Source organism: Lysobacter stagni, assembly GCF_030053425.1.
GTDB lineage: Bacteria > Pseudomonadota > Gammaproteobacteria > Xanthomonadales > Xanthomonadaceae > Lysobacter_J > Lysobacter_J stagni.
In genome coordinates, this window is sequence record NZ_JASGBI010000001.1 from 555,349 (window position 1) to 576,718 (window position 21,370).

At 69.3% G+C, this 21,370-nt stretch carries 20 protein-coding genes; 12 read left to right on the top strand and 8 right to left on the bottom strand.

Going from position 1 to position 21,370, the window contains the following annotated elements:
- Positions 1–496: 496 nt before the first annotated feature.
- Complete coding sequence (locus QLQ15_RS02525) at positions 497–826, bottom strand: EF-hand domain-containing protein (protein ID WP_283211290.1); 330 nt, start codon at positions 824–826, stop codon at positions 497–499.
- 70 nt (positions 827–896) lie between these two features.
- Here QLQ15_RS02525 and QLQ15_RS02530 point away from each other — a divergent pair, with 70 nt between their 5' ends.
- Positions 897–2,978: a TonB-dependent receptor family protein gene (locus QLQ15_RS02530; protein WP_283211291.1), complete on the top strand. Its 2,082-nt coding sequence runs from the start codon at positions 897–899 to the stop codon at positions 2,976–2,978.
- Between the two features lie 75 nt (positions 2,979–3,053).
- Here QLQ15_RS02530 and QLQ15_RS02535 read toward each other — a convergent pair whose 3' ends face one another.
- The 3 genes from QLQ15_RS02535 to rsgA form a co-directional block, all read right to left on the bottom strand.
- Positions 3,054–5,351, bottom strand: a complete 2,298-nt coding sequence (locus tag QLQ15_RS02535) for an NADP-dependent malic enzyme (RefSeq protein WP_283211292.1) — start codon at positions 5,349–5,351, stop codon at positions 3,054–3,056.
- A gap of 311 nt (positions 5,352–5,662) precedes the next feature.
- Positions 5,663–6,928 carry a flavohemoglobin expression-modulating QEGLA motif protein gene (locus QLQ15_RS02540; protein WP_283211293.1) on the bottom strand — a complete coding sequence of 422 codons (1,266 nt, stop codon included), beginning with the start codon at positions 6,926–6,928 and terminating at the stop codon, positions 5,663–5,665.
- A gap of 165 nt (positions 6,929–7,093) precedes the next feature.
- Positions 7,094–8,236: a ribosome small subunit-dependent GTPase A gene (gene rsgA, locus QLQ15_RS02545; RefSeq protein WP_283211294.1), complete on the bottom strand. Its 1,143-nt coding sequence runs from the start codon at positions 8,234–8,236 to the stop codon at positions 7,094–7,096.
- Between the two features lie 191 nt (positions 8,237–8,427).
- Here rsgA and QLQ15_RS02550 point away from each other — a divergent pair, with 191 nt between their 5' ends.
- From QLQ15_RS02550 to QLQ15_RS02560, 3 genes are read left to right on the top strand one after another with little or no spacing between them, the layout of a single operon-like run.
- Complete coding sequence (locus tag QLQ15_RS02550) at positions 8,428–9,678, top strand: aminotransferase class I/II-fold pyridoxal phosphate-dependent enzyme (RefSeq protein WP_283211295.1); 1,251 nt, start codon at positions 8,428–8,430, stop codon at positions 9,676–9,678.
- 3 nt (positions 9,679–9,681) lie between these two features.
- Positions 9,682–10,311: an SGNH/GDSL hydrolase family protein gene (locus QLQ15_RS02555; RefSeq protein WP_283211296.1), complete on the top strand. Its 630-nt coding sequence runs from the start codon at positions 9,682–9,684 to the stop codon at positions 10,309–10,311.
- A gap of 31 nt (positions 10,312–10,342) precedes the next feature.
- A complete protein-coding gene (locus QLQ15_RS02560) occupies positions 10,343–11,014 on the top strand; it encodes a methyltransferase domain-containing protein (protein WP_283213908.1) in 672 nt (223 codons plus the stop codon).
- On the opposite strand, the gene QLQ15_RS02565 is transcribed toward QLQ15_RS02560, so the two are convergent.
- The gene (locus tag QLQ15_RS02565) at positions 11,011–11,829 is read right to left on the bottom strand and encodes a polysaccharide deacetylase family protein (RefSeq protein WP_283211297.1); all 819 of its coding nucleotides are present in this window, start codon (positions 11,827–11,829) and stop codon (positions 11,011–11,013) included. The genes QLQ15_RS02560 and QLQ15_RS02565 overlap by 4 nt on opposite strands.
- A gap of 93 nt (positions 11,830–11,922) precedes the next feature.
- On the opposite strand from QLQ15_RS02565, the gene grxD reads away from it, so the two are divergent.
- On the top strand, positions 11,923–12,849 hold the full coding sequence (gene grxD / locus QLQ15_RS02570; protein WP_283211298.1) for a Grx4 family monothiol glutaredoxin: 927 nt from the start codon (positions 11,923–11,925) through the stop codon (positions 12,847–12,849).
- Between the two features lie 274 nt (positions 12,850–13,123).
- Here the strand turns inward: grxD and QLQ15_RS02575 are convergent, their stop codons facing one another.
- Complete coding sequence (locus tag QLQ15_RS02575; protein WP_283211299.1) at positions 13,124–13,672, bottom strand: DUF924 family protein; 549 nt, start codon at positions 13,670–13,672, stop codon at positions 13,124–13,126.
- A gap of 36 nt (positions 13,673–13,708) precedes the next feature.
- Entirely contained in the window at positions 13,709–14,275 is a 567-nt protein-coding gene (locus QLQ15_RS02580; protein ID WP_283211300.1) for a lysozyme inhibitor LprI family protein, read from the bottom strand.
- A gap of 238 nt (positions 14,276–14,513) precedes the next feature.
- Here QLQ15_RS02580 and QLQ15_RS02585 point away from each other — a divergent pair, with 238 nt between their 5' ends.
- Complete coding sequence (locus tag QLQ15_RS02585; protein ID WP_283211301.1) at positions 14,514–14,819, top strand: hypothetical protein; 306 nt, start codon at positions 14,514–14,516, stop codon at positions 14,817–14,819.
- Between the two features lie 64 nt (positions 14,820–14,883).
- On the opposite strand, the gene QLQ15_RS02590 is transcribed toward QLQ15_RS02585, so the two are convergent.
- A complete protein-coding gene (locus tag QLQ15_RS02590) occupies positions 14,884–15,660 on the bottom strand; it encodes an AMP nucleosidase (protein WP_283211302.1) in 777 nt (258 codons plus the stop codon).
- A 178-nt stretch (positions 15,661–15,838) separates the two neighbouring features.
- Between QLQ15_RS02590 and QLQ15_RS02595 the strand changes: the two genes are divergently transcribed.
- The 6 genes from QLQ15_RS02595 to QLQ15_RS02620 all read left to right on the top strand — a co-directional run bounded on the left by QLQ15_RS02595 (position 15,839) and on the right by QLQ15_RS02620 (position 21,347).
- Entirely contained in the window at positions 15,839–17,278 is a 1,440-nt protein-coding gene (locus QLQ15_RS02595; RefSeq protein ID WP_432277767.1) for an amidohydrolase, read from the top strand.
- Positions 17,279–17,394: 116 nt separating this feature from the next.
- Positions 17,395–18,675 (top strand): amidohydrolase family protein, encoded by a 1,281-nt coding sequence (locus tag QLQ15_RS02600; RefSeq protein ID WP_283213909.1) that lies wholly within the window; start codon positions 17,395–17,397, stop codon positions 18,673–18,675.
- Between the two features lie 118 nt (positions 18,676–18,793).
- On the top strand, positions 18,794–19,201 hold the full coding sequence (locus tag QLQ15_RS02605) for a DUF1761 domain-containing protein (protein WP_283211304.1): 408 nt from the start codon (positions 18,794–18,796) through the stop codon (positions 19,199–19,201).
- Between the two features lie 9 nt (positions 19,202–19,210).
- Complete coding sequence (locus QLQ15_RS02610) at positions 19,211–19,858, top strand: 2-hydroxychromene-2-carboxylate isomerase (protein ID WP_283211305.1); 648 nt, start codon at positions 19,211–19,213, stop codon at positions 19,856–19,858.
- A gap of 91 nt (positions 19,859–19,949) precedes the next feature.
- Positions 19,950–20,897, top strand: a complete 948-nt coding sequence (locus tag QLQ15_RS02615) for a DegV family protein (protein WP_283211306.1) — start codon at positions 19,950–19,952, stop codon at positions 20,895–20,897.
- A gap of 105 nt (positions 20,898–21,002) precedes the next feature.
- The gene (locus tag QLQ15_RS02620) at positions 21,003–21,347 is read left to right on the top strand and encodes a hypothetical protein (protein ID WP_283211307.1); all 345 of its coding nucleotides are present in this window, start codon (positions 21,003–21,005) and stop codon (positions 21,345–21,347) included.
- The last annotated feature ends 23 nt before the right edge of the window (positions 21,348–21,370 follow it).

Genomic DNA, 21,370 nt, shown 5'->3' on the forward strand with positions numbered 1-21,370 from the left:
GACGGGTTAGAGCTTCGATTCTAACAGGGCGATACGGGTCGCCGGACCGGGTGGAACGGGCCGCAGCGTTGCGACGAAAGGCGGATTGCGCGGGCGCAATCCCTACGCTGGCGGATGTTGTGCTCTGCCTCGTTAGAAGGCAGACCGCGGTGCGACGCGCTGCCGCGGCCATCCATGGCGAGGCGCATTCCGCTCCTGATCGCCCGACCCGGCCATCCATGGCCGGGCGTTCGGCAGGCCGCGCGGTAGTGCCGCGCGAGCGGCCTGTGCCTCACCCTCTCCCCTTGCGGGAGAGGGACAGGCCGCGCAGTGGCCAGGGAGAGGGGTGGCGCGCCAGCACTGAGGAGAACGGCGGCTTCGCCGCCGGCCCCTCTTCCGCCCTTCGGGCACCTTCTCCCGCAAGGGGAGAAGGAAAAGCGGAGCATCGAGAGGCCTGTACGTTCGCCCTCTCCCCTTGTGGGAGAGGGACAGGCCGCGCGGCGGCCAGGGAGACGGATTACGGCCGCGGCGGCGCCAGTGCGGCGCCCAGTATCTGGCGCTGGAACGTGATCATCTCTTCGCGGGTGACGCGCTCGTCGTGGTTGAGGTCCATGTGCTCGAACAGGGCGCGCGCGCCGGCGGCGTGTTCGGCGGCGGTGACCACGCCATCGCCGTCCAGGTCCATCGGCAAGGGATCCTCGCGCGGCGTGGGGGGCGGCATCACCGGGGTCGCGGGCACGGGTTGCGTCGCCGCGGCGGGCGGTGCGGTGGGCGTGGTCTGCGCCCAGATCACCACGGGCACGGCGACAATGGCCAGCATGAGCACTGCGCGGATTGCGGCTTTCATGACCCCACCTCTGCATGACGACCTCGACCGACACGGTATCGGGCGGGGTGTGTGCATACCTTCACGGCGCGTGGAGCGCCGACCGGCCGCGAGCGCGCTGGCCCTCGCTTTGGCGCTGGCCTTGGCGCCCGCACATGCGCAGGACCGCGCGACCACGCTGGACACCGTGCAGGTGGTGGGCGCACGCCAGCCGCTGACGCGCTTCCCGGGTTCGGTCAGCGTGATCGACGGCGACATCCTTCGCGACGGCCAGCGCCAGGTGTCGTTGTCCGAGGCGCTGGTGCGCGCGCCCGGCGTGACCGTGCTGGACCGCCAGAACTACGCGCAGGACCTGCAGGTGCAGAGCCGCGGTTTCGGTGCGCGCTCCACGTTCGGCATCCGCGGCATCAAGCTGATCGTCGACGGCATTCCGTCGTCTGCGCTGGATGGCCAAGGGCAGGCGGCCAGCTTTCCGCTGAGCGCGCTCGATCGAATCCAGGTGCTGCGTGGTCCGCTGGCGCTGCAGTACGGCAACGCGGCCGGTGGCGCGATCGTGGGCGAGACCGCGTTCGATGGCCCCGGCGCGCAGGCCGAAGGCTGGCTGGGTTCGCATGACAGCGCGCGCGTCTCGGCGGGCTTCGAGGGCGCGAACGATGACGAAGCGTGGCGATGGCGCGCGCTCGGCTCGTGGTTCACCACCGATGGCGAGCGTCCGCACAGTTCGGCGCAGCGCGCGCAGGTGGATGGTGTGGCGCAGTGGGCGCCCGACGCCGATTCGCGTCTGCGCATCGTCGGCGGTGGTTTGAGCCAGCCCTACACCGACGACCCGCTGGGCCTCACGCGCGCACAGTGGCAGCGCGACCCGAACGGCACCGACCCCGTGGCCGAACAGTTCGACACGCGCAAGAAGATCGACAACGCGCAACTCGGCGCACGCTGGGAAGACACCTATGCGCCGGGCCGCGAATACTGGATCGGCGGCTACGGCGTAACGCGTGATGTGGTGCAGTTCCTCGCGATTCCCGTCGCGGCGCAGCGCGCGCCCAGCAGTGCCGGTGGCGTGATCGACCTGGGCCGTCGATCGAGCGGCGTGGATGCAGGCCACCGATGGAGCGGCGATACCGGCGCGATCACGCTCGGGCTCGAAGCAGGCTGGCTGGACGAGCAGCGACGCGGCTACGAGAACTTCGTCGGCGAGCAACTGGGCCTGCGTGGCCGGCTTCGTCGCGACGAGGACAACCGCGTCCGCAGCGTCGAGCCCTTCGCGCTGGGCGAGTGGCGTTTCGCGACGGACTGGACCGCGATGGGCGCGGTGCGGCATGCGCGACTGGATGTCTCGTCGGACGATCACTACATCGCGCCCGGCAATGGCGACGACAGCGGCGAACTGGATTACCGCGAAACCGCGGGAGCATTCGGTGTCACGCGCAGCTTCGCGCAGGGCGAGGCGTACGCCAGTGTCGGACGCGGCTTCGAGACGCCTACCATCACCGAACTGGCCTACCGCCCGGACGGCAGCGCCGGCCTCAACACATCGCTGCAACCGGCGCATTTCGACAGCGCGGAGATCGGCCTGCGCTGGCGCTTCGCGCGTGCGAACGCGAGTGTCTCGACGTATCGCATCGACGGCGAGGACGAGATCGTTCCGGCCGACAACCGCGGCGGCCGCGCGAGTTTCGCCAATGCCGGGCGCACGCGCCGCGAAGGCATCGAAGCCGGACTGGACGGACGGCTGGCGACGCAGTGGACGTACGCCATCACCGTGAACTGGCTGCGCGCGCGTTTCACCGAACCGTTCTCGTATCGCGTGGCCAGCGGCGCGGAGCGGGTCGTCGACGCCGGCAATCGCATCCCCGGCATCCCGCGTGCCGACGGCTACGCCGAACTGGCCTGGCACACGCCCGATGCGCGCACCGTCGCCGCACTGGAAATGCGCGCCAGCGACGGCATGCCGACCGACGACCGCAACACCGACGCTTCACCGGGCTACGCGACCTTCGCGCTGCGCCTGCAATGGCGCGCCGCGAACACCGGCTGGCACGCGTTCGCGCGCGCGGACAATCTGTTCGACCGCGACTACGTGGGCTCGGTGATCGTCAACGAAGGCAACGCGCGCTACTTCGAACCGGGACCGGGACGCGGTTTCACGGTGGGATTGGGCTGGGACGGGTAGCGCGGTTGCTGTTGCCGCGATACCGAGGCGCGCGTCCCCTCTCCACGCGGGAGAGGGGTTCGAACGGGCGTCGGATCAGCCCTGCGCGGTCAACGATGCGCGGATCTGCGCATCCACCGCGGCGATGGCGGTCATGTTGACGACGCGACGCGGCGTGGAGGCCGGCGTCAGGATGTGCGCCGGCTTGTCCAGACCCATCAGGATCGGGCCGATGGCCACGCCCTCGGTCATCACGCGAATCATGTTGTAGGTGATGTTGGCCGCGTCCAGGTTGGGCATCACGAACAGGTTTGCGCGGCCCTTGAGCAGCGTGTTGGGGAAGATGCGGTGGCGCAGCTCCTCGTCCCACGCGGTGTCGGCCTGCATCTCGCCGTCGACTTCCAGCTTCGGGTAGCGCTGCTTGATCAGCTGGAACACCTTGCGCATCTTCGCCGCCGACGGATTGTCGTGGCTGCCGTAGTTGCTGTGCGACAGCAGCGCAACCTTGGGCTCGATGCCGAACAGCTTCAGGCGGAACGAAGCCTGCAGCGTCGCCTCGGCAATCTGCTCGGCGGTCGGCTCGCACTGCACGTGCGTGTCGAGGAAGAACCACACGCCCTGGTCGTTGATCACGCCGGTCATGGCCGCCGTGCCAGTCACGCCGCGGTCGAAGTCGAACACGCTGCGCAGGTAGCCCAGCTTTTTGTGGAAACGGCCGACCAGGCCGCAGATCATCGCGTCGGCTTCGCCGCGCTCGACCATCAGCGCCGCGATCAGCGTCGGGCGCGAGCGCAGCAGGTTCTTCGCCGCCGCCGGCGACACGCCACGACGCTCGGTCAGCGCGTGGTACTGCTGCCAGTAGTCGTTGAAGCGCGGGTCGTCGTTGATGTTGGTGAGTTCGAAATCGACGCCCGCGCGCATGCGCAGGCCCAGGCGCTTGATGCGCGTATCGATGACGTCCGGGCGGCCGATCAGGATCGGATGCGCCAGCTTCTCGTCGATCACGGTCTGCACGGCGCGCAGCACGGTTTCCTCTTCGCCTTCGGCATAGACCACGCGCTTGCGGTCGCTGCGCGCGCGGTCGTACACCGGCTTCATCACCAGGCCGGTGCGATAGATGAACGTGCCGAGCTTTTCCTCGTACGCGACCATGTCCTCGATGGGACGCGAGGCCACGCCGGATTCCATCGCCGCGCGCGCCACGGCCGGCGCCAGCTTCACCAGCAGGCGCGGGTCGAACGGACGCGGGATCAGGTAGTCGGCGCCGAACTCCGGCGCTTCACCGCCGTAGGCCGCGCCCAGGTCGGCCGATTCCTCGCGCGCCAGCTGCGCGATGGCGCGCACGCAGGCGAGCTTCATCGCCTCGTTGATGCCGGTGGCACCGACGTCGAGCGCGCCGCGGAAGATGTACGGGAAGCACAGCGCGTTGTTGACCTGGTTCGGGTAGTCCGAACGGCCGGTCGCGATGATGCAGTCCGGACGCACGGCCTTGGCGTCCTCGGGCAGGATTTCCGGGTACGGGTTGGCCAGCGCGAGGATGACCGGGCGCGGCGCCATCGTGGCGACCATTTCCGGCTTGAGGATGCCGCCGGCCGACAGGCCCAGGAAGATGTCCGCGCCGGCCACGATCTCGGCCAGCGAGCGCGCGGAGGTGTCGCGCGCGTAGCGGGCCTTGTCCGGGTCCAGGTGGTCGCGGCCGGCGTAGATCACGCCGTCGCGGTCGAAGGCGGTGATGTGCTCCTTCTTCACGCCCAGCGCCACCAGCATGTCCAGGCAGGCGATGCCCGCCGCGCCGGCGCCGGTGGTGGCGATGCGTACCTCGCCGATGTCCTTGCCCACCACTTCCAGCGCGTTGAGCACCGCGGCGCCGACGATGATCGCCGTGCCGTGCTGGTCGTCGTGGAAGACCGGGATCTTCATCCGCTCGCGCAGCTTGCGCTCGACGATGAAGCACTCCGGCGCCTTGATGTCCTCGAGGTTGATACCGCCGAACGTCGGTTCAAGACTGGCGATGATGTCGACCAGTTTGTCCGGATCGCGCTCGTCGATCTCGATGTCGAACACGTCGATGCCGGCGAACTTCTGGAACAGCACGCCCTTGCCTTCCATCACCGGCTTGCCGGCCAGCGGGCCGATGTCGCCCAGGCCGAGCACGGCCGTGCCGTTGCTGATGACCGCCACCAGGTTGCCGCGCGCGGTGAGCTCGCTGGCCGCAGTGGGGTCGGCGACGATCGCCTCGCACGCGAAGGCCACGCCGGGCGAGTACGCCAGGGCGAGGTCGCGCTGGGTCACCATCGGCTTGGTCGCGGTGACCTTGATCTTGCCGGGCGGGCTGAGGCGGTGGTAGTCGAGCGCGGCTTGCTTGAGCTCGTCGGACGGCGATTGTTCGGACATCAGGGCGGAAACCACGGTCGGGCCGCCGATTCTAGCCGCTTCCCATGAACGGCGAGGACGCTGGGGTATGGCGAAGCTGCGGCGCAGTGCCCGGTTTGGCACGCCCGTACGAGGTAGCCCGCGCGTGTGGACGGGGAACGGCAGTGTCTTTTCCTTCTCCCCTCGTGGGAGAAGGTGCCCGAAGGGCGGAAGAGGGGCGGCGGCGAAGCCGACGTGCTGCGCCCCTCTCCCTGGCCGCTACGCGGCCTGTCCCTCTCCCGCAAGGGGAGAGGGGGAGACAGCTCCCCGGGGCGCAACTTGGATACGCACGCTCACAGGTCCGGCACGTGGCCGTCGGCGACGATCTTGTCCAGGCGGATGCGGTTGGCGAACAGCGAGAACGCCAGCATCCCGGCCAGGCCATTGGCGCGCGCCACCCACTGCGGCAGCCAGCGGGCCGGCTTGAGCACGCCATCGGCGAACAGCGGCTCGAAGCGTTGGACGTCGGCCAGGGTCATCTTGCCGGCGAACAGCCAGCGGCACAGCTGCAGTTTCTGCTCGCGCAGCGCCCAGCGGAAGAAGGTGTGTACGCCGACCAGCCCGCGCAGGTACACCGTGTCCTTGGTGAAGGCGTAGCCGCCGGTGGTGGGCACGCCCCGGAACACGCGCTGGGCCGAGGCGAAGCTGTCCTCCGGGTTCTGGCCGGCACCGAGGAAATAGCGGAACACTTCGATGAAGTCCGCGCCGCCCAGCGCCATCGCCACCGCTTCGATGCGCAGGCTGATGCGCTTCATGCGGCCGATGTCGATGCTGCCGGTGATCTGCTCGGCGAACGTCGCCAGCCCTTCCTGCGTGGCGGTGATGCGCGGCGAAGACAACGCCATGCTGGCCAGCACCGGCTGCTCGCGGCCGTTGAGGGCGGTGAGCGAGTGCACGAAGGCTTCGTGCTGCAGCAGCTGGTGGCGGTCGTAATCGCTGAAGGCCGCGCCGTGGCGCAGGCGGATGCGCGTGGCGCCGGCGGCCGCCTTGGCGATCAGGTCGGGATCGAGCACGACCTCGATCACGCGCGCGTCGAAGTAGTCGTCCAGTTCGCGCTGCAACTGCAGCTGCAATGCGGTGGCCGAGATGGTGACGTGCTCGGCCGGCGCCATCAGTTCGTGGTCGAGTTCGTCGGCGATGGAGATGAAGTGGCGCGCGGCCTCGCGCGTGGTCGGGCCGTCGCCCGGAAGGCATTCGTCGGGACGGCCGAACAGCTGGATCGACAGGTCGCTGACCGCCTGCGTGCCCAGGTTCTCGCACAGCTGCGCGGCGAGAGCCCAGCTGCGCGCGGATTCGATCAGGTACTGGCCCAGCGGATGTTGCGGGTCCGCGGCGGCGGCGATCGCGTCAAATTCGGCACGCGTGGCGCTGTAGTCCACGCGCGGGTATTCCGGCTGCGGCAGCTTGACCACGCCACGTGCGTAATCGGCGAGGAAATGCTCCTCGTGCCCCGCTGGCCAGCTGACGCGCGCCAGCAGGCGGATGTCGCGCGCGGCTTCGACCATGCGCGCGTCGAGCGCGGCGTGATGGACGATGTCGGGGTTGGCGACGGCGTTCATGCCCGCTACTCCTTCTCCCCTCGTGGGAGAAGGTGGCGCGAAGCGCCGGATGAGGGGGCGGCGCGCAGCGCCGTACTGCCCACACCCCGTCCCTCTCCCTGGCCGCCTGCGGCGGCCTGTCCCTCCCCCGCGAGGGGGGAGGGGGAAACACGCGACGCGTTGACGTCAGTGCCGCCCATACTTTTCGTCCAGGCGCTTGTTGAGCGCCTTGCCGACCACCTTTTCTTCCGCCTTCTGCGCGCGGCGGTGCGCAAGGCGGTTGGCCGCGCCGGCCACTTCGTCGCTCAGCTTGAGGTAGTTGGCGAAGCGCTGCGGATCCAGCTTGCCCCCTTCGATGGCCTCGCGCACGGCGCAGCCGGGTTCCTTCTGGTGCTTGCAGTCGCGGAAGCGGCACTGCTCGGCCAGGGCCTCGACGTCGCTGAAATTCTCGGCGACGTCTTCCTCGCCGGTGGGTTTCAGTTCGCGCATGCCGGGCGTGTCGATCAGGCACGCGCCCGAGGGCAGCGGAATCAGCGCGCGGTGCGTGGTGGTGTGGCGGCCGCGCGAATCGTGCTCGCGCACGGCGCTGGTCTTCATCTTCTCGATGCCGAGCATCGTGTTGGTGAGCGTGGACTTGCCCGCGCCGGAACTGCCGATCAGCACGGCGGTGCAGCCCGGGCCCAGCCATTCGTCCAGCGCGCGCACGCTGTCGGGATCCTTGGCGTTGACGGCGCGCACCGCCACGCCCTGCGCGGCCAGCTCGACCAGCGCCGCCACGGCACCGGGCACGGCGTCCGCATCGGCGGCCGCGGCCTGGTCGGCCTTGGTCAGCACCACCACCGGCTCGACGCCGCCGCCGCGCACCAGCAGCAAGTAGCGCTCGATGCGCCGCGGGTTGAAGTCGTCGTCCAGCCCGCACACCACGAACACGGTGTCGACGTTGGCCGCGATCAGCTGCTGCTGGTAGTGCTCGCCCGCCGCGCCGCGCTTGATCGTGCTGCGTCGTGGCAGCAGGGCCACGGCCTTGCGGCCTTCGATGAGCAGCCAGTCGCCGACGCCTGGGCGCTGGTCGATGGTCACCGTCCCCTTGCGATACCCGGGCGGACGCTGCCACTCCGGCAGCGATTCGACCCGGAAACTGTGCTCCGGACCGTCGGCCACCACGTAGCCGCTGCGGTGCTGTTCGATCACCCGGGCCGGGCGGGCATCGGGATGGGCGGCCATCACCGTGCGCCACTGCGCCTGCGTGGCCGTTTCGTCGGCCTGTCCCGTGCCGTCCGCGGGCAGCGGCCAGCCGATCGCCTGCAAGGCGTCGAATGCGGGAATCAAGGGCGGAGGGTGGTCGCGGTCACGTCCGGATTCTAGTGCGCGCCGCCGGTGAGGTGCATCGACCCGGCCGCGTCCGTTGCACGACGAGGGCCACGTTTCGAAGAAGATCGCGGACGCAGCGGCGATTTTCGCTGTCCACGGCCGCGGTTTCGGCTAGTCTGGGGACCCATCCCCCTTCCGTCCCTGCTGCGATGTCCCTGCCTCCCGTGAAGACCCGCGAACGCCTGTCCGAAGTCCGTTATGAGATCCGCGGAGAGCTGGCCCGGCGAGCTCGCGAGCTGGAAGCCCAGGGGCGCAGGCTGATCAAGCTCAACATCGGCAACCCGGGCGCATTCGGTTTCCGCGCGCCGGAACACCTGCAGCGAGCGATCGCCGACCGCATCAGCGACACCGACCCCTACACCCACCAGCAGGGCCTGCCGCAGGCGCGCGAGGCCATCGCCGCGTTCCACAAGCAGCGCGGCACGCCGAATGCGAGCCCGGAGCGCGTGTTCGTCGGCAACGGCGTGAGCGAGCTGATCGACCTGTCGCTGCGCGCGTTGCTGAACCCGGGCGACGAAGTGCTGCTGCCCTCGCCCGACTACCCGCTGTGGTCGGCCGCGACCATCCTCAACGACGGCCGTCCGGTCTACTACCGCTGCCTGCCGGAGAACGGCTTCCTGCCCGATCCGGACGAGATCGCCTCGCTGGTGTCCAGCCGCACGCGCGCGATCGTGCTGATCAACCCCAACAACCCCACCGGCGCCGCGTATCCGCGCGAGCTGCTGGAGAAGATCGTCGCCATCGCGCAGCGCCACAAGCTGCTGCTGATGTGCGACGAGATCTACGACTCCATCCTGTACGACGACGCACAGTTCACCCCGATCGCGCCGATCGCTGGCGACCTGCCCTGCCTGTCCTTCGGTGGCCTGAGCAAGGTGCATCGCGCCTGCGGCTGGCGCGTGGGCTGGGCGGTGCTGTCGGGCGATCCGGTCGCCAGCGGCAACCTGCACCACGCGATGGACCTGCTAGGTGCGCTGCGCCTGTGCGCCAACGTGCCGGGGCAGTTCGCCATCGAGGCCGCACTGCACGGCGAAGACACCATCGCGCCGCTGTGCGCGCCGGGCGGCCGCCTGTACGAGGCACGTCGCGCGGTGACCGAATCGGTCGCGGCCAGCCGTCACCTTCAGCTGGTGTCGCCGGCGGGCGCGCTGTATGCGTTCCCGGCGGTGACGGGCGCGGCCGCGCAGGGCTTCGACGACCACCGCTTCGCGCTGGAACTGCTGGAAACGCAGGACGTGCTGGTGGTGCCGGGCTCCAGCTTCAACGTGCCCTATCGCAACCACTTCCGCGTGACGCTGCTGCCGCAGCCGGACGACCTGCGCGAAGTATTCCGCCGCATCGAGTCGCTGCTGGACCAGTACGCGCAGCGCGAAAGCGACGCCCAGGTCGCGGTGGCCTGAGCCATGGCCGGTGCGCCCGCGCCCGCGTTGTCCTACCTCGCTCTGGGCGACAGCTACACCATCGGCGAAGGTGTGCCCGCCGAGGGCCGCTGGCCCACGCAACTGGCGCGCGCGCTGCGCGCCGAAGACATCGCGCTGGCCGACCCGCGCATCATCGCCACGACCGGCTGGACCACCGACGAGCTGACCTGGGGCATCGACGGCGCCCAGCCGCTGGGCGAATGGGACTTCGTCACGCTGCTGATCGGCGTGAACAACCAGTACCGCGGACGCAGTGCGGTGGACTACCGCGGCGAGTTCGACACGCTGCTGAAGCAGGCGATCGGCTTCGCCCGCGGGCGTGCCGACCGCGTCATGGTGCTGTCGATCCCGGACTGGGGCGTCACGCCGTTCGTGAAGACCACGAAGGCGGAGCCGGCGCAGATCGCGACCGAACTGGACGCCTTCAACGCAGCCGCGCAGGTCGTGTGCGAAGCGCGCGGCGTGGCGTTCGTCGACATCACCCCGGACTCGCGCGAGCGCGGCGCCGAGGTGGAGATGCTTGCGCAGGACGGGCTGCACCCGTCGGCCGCGATGTACACGCTGTGGACCGAGCGTGCGCTGCCGGTCGCACGCGACCTGCTGCGGCGCTGACCCGATGACGATGCAGCACGCCCTGCGGCCACTGCCCCGCGACCGCGCGATGGGCATCGCCCGCGCGTACCTGGTGCCGGATCGCTGGTTCGTCCGCCACGACTATTACTACGCCCGCGCCAAGCTGGCCACCGACCCGCTCTATCCCAGCGTGTGCGAAGCCCTGCGCGACACGCGCGCGCCGGTGCTCGACCTGGGATGCGGCCTGGGACTGCTCGCGCATGCGCTGCGCGCCGACGGGCAGTCCATGCCGTACCGCGGCTACGACAACGATGCCGCCAAGATCGGGCGCGCCCGCCTTGCGGCGACGCGCCGTGAGCTGCACGACGTGGCGTTCGGCATCGCCGACCTGGGCGCGGTGCTGCCGGAACACCGCGGCAGCGTGGCCTTGCTCGACGTGATGCAGTTCATCCCCGCCGACGCACAGGTGCGCGCCATCGACGCGCTGCTGGGCATGCTCGAACCCGGCACGCGGCTGGTGATCCGCACCGGCATCGCCGATGGAAGCCGGCGTTCGCACATCACGCAGTGGGTCGACGTGTTCGCCAAGAAGGTGGGCTGGATGAATGCCCTGCCCGTCCACTACCCGGAACTGGACATGTTGCGCGCACGCTTCGACGCAGCCGGTGTCGAGGGCGAGTTCATGCCGCTGCACGGCAACACACCGTTCAACAACTGGCGCATCGTCGCGACCCGACGCTAGAGCGGTTGCGAGGCCGGCACCGGTGCGGTTGCGGTGTCCAGCGCTTCGGGCAACACGCTACGGTATTCCATGGCGTCCATCCGGGCGAGCACGCCCGCCAGCGTTTCCACGCTGCGGCCATGCGCTGCGCCCTCGTGCAGCAGGACGATGGCGCCGGGCGCCAGCCCGCGTTCGATGCGCGCCAGATTCCGCTGCGGGTCGGACATCACCGCATCGAAACCGCGCGCCGACCACGCCACGCGTGCCAGGTCGTGGCGTTTGAGCGATGCCGCGACGAAGGGATTGGCCATGCCGACCACGGCGCGGAACCAGCGCGGCCGCATGCCCGTCAACGCGGCCAGCGTTGCCTGTGCCTCGTCGATCTGCGCGCGCATCGCGCGCGGCGGCAAGGCCCAGAACCAGGCCTGCGGGTGCGTGTGACTGTGCTGGCCGATGCCGTGGCCGCGACGCACGATCTCGCGTACGGCCTCCGGCCGCGACCGTGCGCGTTCGCCGACCAGGAAGAACGTCGCGCGTGCGTCGTGCTTGTCCAGCAGGTCCAGCATCGGCAGGGTGTCGTCGGACGGGCCGTCGTCGATGGTCAGCCAGACCACGCGTTCACGCGTCGGCAGACGGCTGAGCACCGGGCTGAGCAGGCGCGACTGCGGTCGCAGGGTCGCCCAGATCACCACCAGGTGCGTTGCCACCAGCGCCGGCAGGCCGATCCGCCAGCCCATCTGCCACCACAGCGCGGCCACCCCCAGCTGCGAGGCGATGAACACCCAGGCCCAGGCATGCGGGTGGCGCGGCGGGCGGTGGAGGGTCGCGGGGGACATGACGGGGATGGTAAAGGACACCCCCGTGCGTCCGCGCTTGCACAATCGCCACCGCGCCCCCATGTGCACCCCATTCCCACCCGGTAGCCCGCCATGTCCCTCGACCCCGCGCTGCGTTCGCGCATCGAAACCCTGCTGCAATCCAACCGCGTCGTCCTGTTCATGAAGGGCGCGCCCGATGCGCCGCAGTGCGGTTTCTCGGCCAAGGCCGTGGGCGTGCTGAACGCGCTGCTGCCGGAGGGCTACGCGCACGTGAACGTGCTGGCCGACGCGGAAATCCGCGAGGGCATCAAGCAGTACGGCAACTGGCCGACGATCCCGCAGCTGTACATCGACGGCGAACTGGTCGGCGGCAGCGACATCGTCGAGCAGATGGCCGGCAGCGGCGAACTGCACAGCGTGCTCGGCCTGCCCGCGCCCGACCGCAGCCCGCCGAAGCTGACCATCACGCCGGCCGCCGCGGAAATGCTGCGCAGTGCCATCGCCAATGCCGGCGGCGGTTATGCCGTGCAGCTGGAGATCGACGCGCGCCACAACGCGCGCCTGCAGCTGGCGCCGGTGGACGCCAATGCCGTGGCGGTCGAAGTGGATGGCGTGCGCGTGCAGACCGACGCACTGCAGGCCCGGCGCGCCGACGGCATCAGCATCGACTGGGTCGACGACGAACGCGGCCGCGGCCTGGTCGTGCACAACCCGCACGCGCCGCCGGCCGTGAAGACGATTGCGCCGGCTGATACCGCCGCGCGCGTGCAGGCTGGCACGCTGCGCCTAGTCGACGTGCGCCCGGCCGACGAACGTGGGCTGGCGTCCGCACCGGTGGCCTTCGACACCCTCGACCACGGCGTGGAATCGCTGGAAGCGCTGCCGAAGGACACGCCGCTGGCGTTCCTGTGCCACCACGGCGGCCGCAGCCAGCAGGCCGCGGAGCACTTCCGCAACCTGGGCTTCCGCGAGGTCTACAACATCGTCGGCGGCATCGACGCCTGGGCCGACATCGACGCGGGCGTTCCGAAGTACTGATTGCAGCGCACGTCGCGACGAGGCGGCACGCTTCGTCGCGACCGCGCCACGCTTCGTCGCGGTGCGCGCATTTTCGTCATGCACCACCGCTAGTGTCGGGTCACTGGCCCTCCGGTCGCCCGACACCATCGCCATGACCCGCTGCAGCGTGGCGCCACGCGCCCGCATCCCGTTTCCCCCGCGTCCGTAGCCTGGATCGACGCGATCCGGCACGGCACAACCGGACGCGCGACCTCCCCACGATCCAGGCTGCGGCCGGTCTTTTCCCTGTCGATCAGAAGCCGCCGCCGGCCGCCAGCCAGGTCTGCTCGTCGGGCGTACTGGTGCGCCCCAGCGCGCGATTGCGATGCGGGAACCGGCCGAAACGCACGATCACCTCGCGGTGGCGCCGCGCGTACTCCAGGTAATTGCCGCCCGCTTCTCCGTCCAGCGCGGAGGCCAGCTGCACGGAACGCTCCTGGTCGGCCAGGTCCTCGGAATGTTCGAACGGCATGTAGAAGAACACGCGCAACGCCGGATCGACGGCGCGATCGTCGCCGCCTTCGATCGCGCGGGCCGCGTAATGGCGCGCGAGCGGATCGGTCGCATAGGCATGTGCGGTGTCGCGGAAAACATTGCGCGGAATCTGGTCCAGCACGATCGCCAGCGCGAGCGCACCATCGGGCGTGTCCGCCCACGTTTCCAGCTCGCCGCGCGCGGCGGCGAAATGCGCATCGAGCAGGTCCGCGCGGCAGCGCGCGTCGAAGGCATCGTCGCGGACGAACCAGCGGTCGTAGCCGGCATCGCGCCAGAACGCGATGACATCGGCGGGCGTGATGTGCATGGTGGAGCGATCCGGCGGAGAAACGCCGAGGTTACCTCACACCGACTCGTCGCCCAGCTGCGTTTCCAGTTCGGTGATCCACAGTTCCGTGACGCTTTCCAGGGTGACGGCGTGGATGAGCGGACGGATGGAACCGCCCGAGTACGACTGCGAGATGAAACGCGCATAGCGATCGCGGAACTGCAGCCAGTTGCGGTGCGCGTCGTCGAAGATGGACAGCGTCTCGTCGTCGAGCTGGCGGCGCAGATGCTCGACCACGGTCGTCAATCGCGCGTCGGCGCGCTGGAAGCCGGCCTGTGCCTGCGCGTTCATGTCGCGCTGCGAGATCGCCGCGTCGTCGCTCTGTCGTGCCACTTCCTCGGCCTGGCTGAAATAACTGTCGGCCATGCGCGCCGCGGTCTCCGCCTTGCCGATCAGACGCTGCTCGAAGCGGCGCAGGTCGTCAAGGTTGGTATTGGCGTGGTCCAGGCCCTGCTTGAGGTCCAGCAGCTTCTGGTTGCGCTCGATGGTTTCCACGGCGCTGCGCTTCTCGATCCGGCGCTGGATGAAATAGAACGTCCACGTGAGCGCGGCGCCCAGCAGCAGGTAGATGAACTTCTCCATGACGGCCTCCCCTTGTCCTGCATCCAGTGTGCCCGTCAGACGTCGCAGGCACTGCGATCCCCAGCGCGGCGCGGGGCCGCGGAAACGTTGCCATTGAAACCGTAGACGCGGCCTTGACGCCACGTGCACAACACTGAACCGGCGAGGCCATGGAAGGTCGCAGGGGCCTTCGATAACCTCGGTACCCGGGTCACATCCCGGGCCGTACTTCTGCATACGATCGAGAGAGGGATACACCATGAAGCAGTTTGTCGTCACGGTCCTGCTGGCCGGCCTGCTGGCCCCCGCCGCAGGCATGGCGCAGGAAGGTTACCGATGCGTGGTGGTCTGCAACCCGTCGCGCGTGTACTGCGTGCCGAACGGTTCGCAGCTGCCGCCGATCATCAGCATCTGCAAGCCGTACCAGGTCGGCGCTTCCACCGAGACCTCGTTGCTGACCACACCGTCCGAAGCCGCCGCCACCGCCCCCCAGTCGGCGTGCTCGGCCCAGTCCGTCTTCAACGAGGAAACCCAGACCAACGAGTGGCAGATGGTGTGCGACTGAGCAGACCACCGCTCGCGTGACACGGACAAGGCCGGCGCAACGCCGGCCTTGTCGCATGCGCGCCTCATTCGTCGAAACGCAGGTGCCGGACCGACTTGCCGTTGCGGCGGATCAGCTTCAGCGCTTCGATGCCGACGTTGATGTGGTTGTCGACGTAGTCCGCGCTGACGCGCGCGTCGGACGCTTCGGTCTTCACGCCTTCGGGAATCATCGGCTGGTCCGACACCAGCAGCAGCGCGCCGCACGGAATGCGGTTGGCGAAACCGGCGGCGAAGATGGTGGCGGTCTCCATGTCGATGGCCATGCAGCGCATGCCGCGCAGGCGCTCCTTGAAGGCCTCGTCGTGTTCCCACACGCGCCGGTTGGTGGTGTACACCGTGCCGGTCCAGTAGTCGTGGCCGAGGTCGCGGATCATCGTCGACACCGCGCGCTGCAGCGCGAACGCCGGCAACGCCGGCACCTGCGGCGGAAGGTAGTCGTCGCTGGTGCCCTCGCCGCGGATCGCCGCGATGGGCAGGACGAGATCGCCCAGCTGGTTCTTCTTCTTCAGGCCGCCGCACTTGCCCAGGAACAGCACCGCCTTGGGCGCGATCGCGCTGAGCAGGTCCATCATCGTCGCCGCGTTCGGGCTGCCCATGCCGAAGTTGATCATCGTGATGCCATCGGCCGTGGCGCTGGGCATCGGGCGGTCCATGCCAACCACCTGCGCGCCGGTCATGCGCGCGAAGGTGTGCAGGTAGCCGCCGAAGTTGGTCAGCAGGATGTGTTCGCCGAACTGGTCCAGCGGCACGCCGGTATAGCGCGGCAGCCAGTTGTCGACGATCTGTTCCTTGTCTTTCATCGGGAGTTTCTCCTCTTGTTGTAGTTGTCCTTTTCCGCAGGCGCGTGCGTAGGGGCGCCTGACCGGGCATTGTGTCACGCCCGCCATGACCATCGTCGGGTTGGCAAGCGGCCGTCGAGACGGCTACGTTGCCAAGGTTGATTGCCGTATTACTCCGGGGAAAACCATGCTTCGACCCATGACCGCCGCGCTCGTCGCGGTGCTGTCCGTCGGTGCCGCCAACGCGGCGCAACCGGGCACCACGCCTTCCCGCTCCCGATTCGTCGAGGACCCCTACCCCAGCACCTACCAGCCGATCGCCGCCGCGCCGGTGCTGATCGAGCACGCCACCGTGCTGACCGGCACCGGCCAACGCCTGGACGATGCCTCGGTGCTGCTGCAGGACGGCAAGGTCGTCGCGGTCGGCAGCGGATTGCAGGCGCCCGCCGGCGCCACGCGCGTGGACGGCACGGGCAAGTGGGTGACGCCGGGAATCATCGACGTGCATTCGCACCTGGGCGTTTACCCCAGCCCGGGCGTCAGCGCGCACGCCGACGGCAACGAAATGACCGGTCCGGTCACGCCCAACGTCTGGGCCGAGCATTCGATCTGGCCGCAGGACCCCGGCTTCGCCGCCGCTCTGGCCGGCGGCATCACCTCGCTGCAGGTGCTGCCGGGTTCGGCCAACCTGGTCGGCGGCCGCGGCGTCACGCTGAAGAACGTCGCCGCCACCACCTACCAGGGGATGAAGTTCCCCGGCGCGCCGTGGGGCCTGAAGATGGCCTGCGGCGAGAACCCCAAGCGCGTCTACGGCCAGAAGAGCGGTCCGGCCACGCGCATGGGCAACGTGGCCGGCTACCGCGCGGCCTTCATCGACGCCAGCGAATACCTGCGCAAGAACAGCGGCAAGAAGGCGCAGCAGGAATCGAAGAAGAAGCACTGGTGGTCGTCGAACAACGGCAACGGCGCCGACAGCGAGAAGGACACCGGCGGCAAGCGCGATCTCAAGCTCGACACGCTGGCCGGCGCGATCAACGGCGACATCCTGGTGCACATCCACTGCTACCGCGCCGACGAGATGGCGACGATGCTGGACCTGGCCAAGGAGTTCGGCTTCAAGGTCGCCGCGTTCCATCACGGCGTGGAGGCCTACAAGCTGGCCGACCGCCTGGCGGCCGAGAACGTGTGTGGCGCGCTGTGGGCCGACTGGTGGGGCTTCAAGATGGAAGCCTTCGACGGCATCCAGGACAACCTCGCGCTGGTCGATCGTCCCGCCAACAGCTGCGCGATCGTGCACTCGGATTCGGAGGAAGGCATCCAGCGCCTCAACCAGGAAGCGGCCAAGGCGATGGCGCACGCGCAGCTGGCCGGCATCGACATCCCGCCCGAGCGCGCGATCCGCTGGCTGACGCAGAACCCGGCCAAGGCGCTGGGCATCCTGGACCGTACCGGCACGCTGGAGCCGGGAAAGATGGCCGACGTGGTGGTGTGGAACGGCACGCCCTTCAGCGTCTACGCGCAGGCCGAACAGGTCTACATCGACGGCGCGCGCGTGTACGACCGCAAGGACCGTTCGCGTCAGCCGGTATCGGATTTCATGCTCGGCCAGGGTGCCGCGGCGCAGGGAGGTGGACTGTGAGGCGCTTCATAGAGTTCCGCCGCTCGCGGCACAATCCCAACACCGATGCGTTCGAACTGCAGTGCTGCTCGCGCGATGAGCGCTGGTCGTACGCACGCGCCGGCGGTCGAAGCTTCCTGTTGCTGGGGCTGCTCTTCGCCGCCGCCACCGCATCGGCGCAGGAGCTGCTGATCCGCAACGCCACCGTGCACACCGCCTCCGCGCAGGGCACGCTGAAGGGCGCCGACGTACTGGTCAGCGGCGGCACCATCCGCGCCGTCGGCATGGGGCTGTCCGCGCCGGCCGGTGCGCAGGTCGTGGACGCGCAGGGCCGTTCGGTGACCCCGACGCTGTTCGGCGGCATCACCGAGATCGGCCTGGAGGAAGTCTCCGGCGAGAAGACCACGGTCGACGACACGCTTGCGCTGGGCGCGGACACCAAGCAGATGACGGTGCGCCCGGAGTTCGACGTGACGCTGGCCTACAACCCGGATTCGGTGCTGGTGCCGGTGACGCGCATCGAAGGCATCGGCTGGACGCTGCTGGGCGCGGGCACCGCCACGGGCGGGTCGATCGTCGGCGGTCAGGGCGGCGTGGTGCGACTGGACGGCAGCATCGATCCCATCGGGCCGCGCGAGCTGTTCCTGCGCATCGGCGGCGACGCTGCCGGACTGACCGGCAACTCGCGCGCGGCGCAGTGGATGATCCTGGACCAGCTGATCGACGAGGTGCGCGGACGCATCTCGCCGGACGCCAACGCCGCGCTGCTCACGCCGGCCGGCCGCGCCACGCTGGCGAAATACCTGGGCGGCGGCGGCCGCGTGGTCGTGTCGGTGGATCGCGCCGCCGACATCCGCCAGCTGCTTCGCTGGGCGCAACGCCACAATGTGCGCGTGGCCATCGCCGGTGGCGCGGAGGCGTGGCGCGTGGCACCGCTGCTGGCATCGGCGAAGGTGCCGGTGTTCGTCAATCCGCTGGGCAACCTGCCGGCGGATTTCGACCAGATCGGCGCGACCATGGAAAACGCCGCGCGCCTGCGCGCCGCGGGCGTGGACGTCGGCTTCACCCAGGCCGGCGACGCCTCGCACAACGCACGCAAGATCCGGCAGCTGGCCGGCAATGCGGTCGCCAACGGGCTGGCATGGGAAGACGGCCTGGCCGGCCTGACGCGCGTGCCCGCCGAGGCCTTCGGCGTTGGCGACCGGCTGGGCACGATCGCGCCGGGCAAGCGCGCCGACCTGGTGCTGTGGAGCGGCGACCCGCTCGAGGTCAACGCCGTCGCCCTGCAGGTGTGGATGGACGGCCGCGCGATCCCGATGCGCAGCCGCCAGACCGAACTGCGCGACCGCTACCTGCGCAGTGCCGCACCGGCGCAGCAGGGCGGGCTGCCGCGCGCGTATCCCGCGCATGGTCGCTGAGGCCAACGGCCCCTCTCCCTGTGGGAGAGGGGCTCGCAGCGCCACGTCCCGGGGCTGGAAGGGCTTATCCTGAATGCCTCCGGCGCGGCATCCGCGCCGTACCGCACACGGGACCGCCATGCCTTCGCTTCCACACATCGACCTCAACTGGCTCGCGGTGATCGCGGCCGCAGCGTCCGCCTTCGTCCTCGGCGGCATCTGGTACGGGCCGCTGTTCAAGCGCGCATGGTGCCGCGAAGCCGGCATCGATCCGGACGCAGCCCCCGCACATCCGGCGCGCATCTTCGCCATCGCGTTCGCATGCAGCCTGCTGGCCTCGCTGATCTTCGCGGTGTTCCTCGGCAACGAGGCCTCGGCTGCCGACGGTTTCGGCGCCGGCTTCGTGGTCGGCGTGTTCTTCGTGGCGATGAGCTTCGGCATCAACTACGCCTTCGCCCAGCGCAGCCTGAAGATGTGGATGATCGACTCGGGCTACCACATCGCGCAGTTCTGCCTGTACGGCCTGATCCTGGGCGCCTGGCACTGAGGAGCTCGCATGACCCCGGTTCCGCTGACGTGGTACTTCGATTTCATCTCGCCGTTCTCCTACCTGCAGTGGCAGCGCCTGAAGCCGCTGCTGCGCGAGCGCGAGAAGGCCGGCGAGCCCGTGCGGCTGGTGCCGATCGTGTTCGCCGCGGTGCTCGATGCCTGCGGGCAGAAGGGGCCGGCGGAGATCCCGGGCAAGCGTGAATTCACCTACCGGCACGTGCTGTGGCTGGCCCGCCAGGCGGGCGTGACTCTGCACTTCCCGCCCACGCACCCCTTCAACCCCCTGGCGGCGCTGCGCCTGAGCATCGCCGCCGGCGACACGCCCGAGGCGGTGGATTCCATCTTCGACTGGCTGTGGACGCAGGGCCGCGCCGGCGACAGCGTGGAAGCGCTGGTGCCGCTGATGGCCGCGCTGGACGTCCCCGCCGAGGCGCTGGACGCCGATGCCACCAAGACCGCACTGCGGGCCAACACCGACGCGGCGATCGCCGCCGGCGTATACGGGGTGCCCACGCTGGCCGTGAACGGCGAGCTGTTCTGGGGCAACGACGCCTTCGACTTCGCTCTTGCCGCACTGCACGATCCGGCCGTCCTGTCCGACCCGGAAATGCAGCGGGTCAGCGCGCTGCCGGTCGGATTGCAGCGCCGCCGCTGACCCTGACGAACGTAATACGCGACCCGGGACGCGAAACGGGTATGCTGGCCGTCACACTTCGAAAGCCAGCGCTCATTCCGGGAGGGGAACCATGCGCATCGGACTCGTTGTCGATTCCGCCTGCGACCTGCCTTTGCAATACCTGGAGCAACACGAGGTCACCGTGTTGCCCATCACCGTCCGTATCGGCGAGGCCGTCCTCGCCGACCATCGGGACGAGGAAGCCACACTCGAATTCCTGCACGCGCACGTCGCCGAGCGCGGTCATGAGGCCGAGACCATGCCGTACTCGGTTCAGCAGATCCAGGACCTGTTCCTGAAGCGTCTGGTGATCGACTACGACTACGTCTTCTGCATGACCATCACGAAGACGCGCAGTCCGATCTTCGACAACGCGCAGCAGGCGAGCTTCGCCATCCTCAACGACTACAAGGCGGTCCGCGCCGCCGCGGGCAATGCCACGCCGTTCGCGTTGCGGGTGATCGATACGCAGAACCTGTTCGCCGCCCAGGGCGTGACCGCCGTGGAAGCCGTGCGCCTGCGCGCGGCGGGTGAAGGTGCGCCGAAGATCCGCGCGCGCCTGGAACACCTGGCCCTGCACACGCAGGGATACATGGTGCCGCCGGACCTGTACTACCTGCGCAACCGCGCGCGCGCCAAGGGCGACCGCAGCGTCGGTTTGCTCAGCGCCGCGCTGGGCAGCGCGCTGGACATCAAGCCGATCCTGCACGCCAACCGCGGCGAGACCGGCCCGGTGGCGAAGATCAAGGGCTTCGAACCGGCGGTGGCCAAGCTGTTCGAACACGTCGCCGAGCGCGTGGAACGCAACGAGCTGCTCACGCCCACGATGTGCCTGAGCTTCGGCGGCGAGCTGGAGAAGCTGCGCGCCCTGCCCGGCTACGACCGTCTGATCGGTGCCTGTCGCGCGAACAACGTGGAAGTGTTCGAAAGCGTCATGAGCCTGACCGGCATGGTCAACGTCGGCAAGGGCGCCGTCGTGGTGGCCTTCGCGGCGGAAGGCCAGAAGTTCACGGCGTGATTGCGGTCGTGGCGCGCGACTGCGCGCGCCACCATCGTCCGGAGATTCACGGCGCACGCATGTCCTGCGCCTAGACTGGTGGCCATCCCGATGCGGAGACCGTCGATGGCCACCCGTTACTACATCCGTCTTCCCGACGCCACGCGCGCTCGCGGCAGCGATGCGTCGCTGTCGTTTTCCGCGGTCAGCGCGGAAGGTTTCGCCGAGCAACTGCAGGATGCGCTGCGCCACGCGACGCTGTTCGAGCGCTGGAAGGCGAAGCAGGACGATCCGGACGCGGTCGATCCCGCCCTCGGTGCGACCGATCCGGACGCCGTCGTGCACGGCGAACAGGCGGACCTGCATATCGACCTGGTCGCCACCACGCGCATTTCCGGTGAAGTGCTGCGCCAGCGTCTGCGCTGGCTGGCCGGCAGCGCGTGGGAACTACGCGACGTGACGTCGGCCTGACTCGGATACCACCGCTCTCCCTC

Coding starts and splice junctions, on each gene's coding strand:
- QLQ15_RS02590 (WP_283211302.1), bottom strand. CDS start 15,660: ATGAAAGACAAGGAACAGATCGTCGACAACTGGCTGCCGCGCTATACC.
- QLQ15_RS02595 (WP_432277767.1), top strand. CDS start 15,839: ATGACCGCCGCGCTCGTCGCGGTGCTGTCCGTCGGTGCCGCCAACGCG.
- QLQ15_RS02580 (WP_283211300.1), bottom strand. CDS start 14,275: ATGGAGAAGTTCATCTACCTGCTGCTGGGCGCCGCGCTCACGTGGACG.
- QLQ15_RS02540 (WP_283211293.1), bottom strand. CDS start 6,928: ATGAACGCCGTCGCCAACCCCGACATCGTCCATCACGCCGCGCTCGAC.
- QLQ15_RS02550 (WP_283211295.1), top strand. CDS start 8,428: ATGTCCCTGCCTCCCGTGAAGACCCGCGAACGCCTGTCCGAAGTCCGT.
- QLQ15_RS02620 (WP_283211307.1), top strand. CDS start 21,003: ATGGCCACCCGTTACTACATCCGTCTTCCCGACGCCACGCGCGCTCGC.
- QLQ15_RS02575 (WP_283211299.1), bottom strand. CDS start 13,672: ATGCACATCACGCCCGCCGATGTCATCGCGTTCTGGCGCGATGCCGGC.
- QLQ15_RS02615 (WP_283211306.1), top strand. CDS start 19,950: ATGCGCATCGGACTCGTTGTCGATTCCGCCTGCGACCTGCCTTTGCAA.
- QLQ15_RS02555 (WP_283211296.1), top strand. CDS start 9,682: ATGGCCGGTGCGCCCGCGCCCGCGTTGTCCTACCTCGCTCTGGGCGAC.
- QLQ15_RS02605 (WP_283211304.1), top strand. CDS start 18,794: ATGCCTTCGCTTCCACACATCGACCTCAACTGGCTCGCGGTGATCGCG.
- grxD (WP_283211298.1), top strand. CDS start 11,923: ATGTCCCTCGACCCCGCGCTGCGTTCGCGCATCGAAACCCTGCTGCAA.
- QLQ15_RS02535 (WP_283211292.1), bottom strand. CDS start 5,351: ATGTCCGAACAATCGCCGTCCGACGAGCTCAAGCAAGCCGCGCTCGAC.
- QLQ15_RS02610 (WP_283211305.1), top strand. CDS start 19,211: ATGACCCCGGTTCCGCTGACGTGGTACTTCGATTTCATCTCGCCGTTC.
- QLQ15_RS02585 (WP_283211301.1), top strand. CDS start 14,514: ATGAAGCAGTTTGTCGTCACGGTCCTGCTGGCCGGCCTGCTGGCCCCC.
- QLQ15_RS02525 (WP_283211290.1), bottom strand. CDS start 826: ATGAAAGCCGCAATCCGCGCAGTGCTCATGCTGGCCATTGTCGCCGTG.
- QLQ15_RS02565 (WP_283211297.1), bottom strand. CDS start 11,829: ATGTCCCCCGCGACCCTCCACCGCCCGCCGCGCCACCCGCATGCCTGG.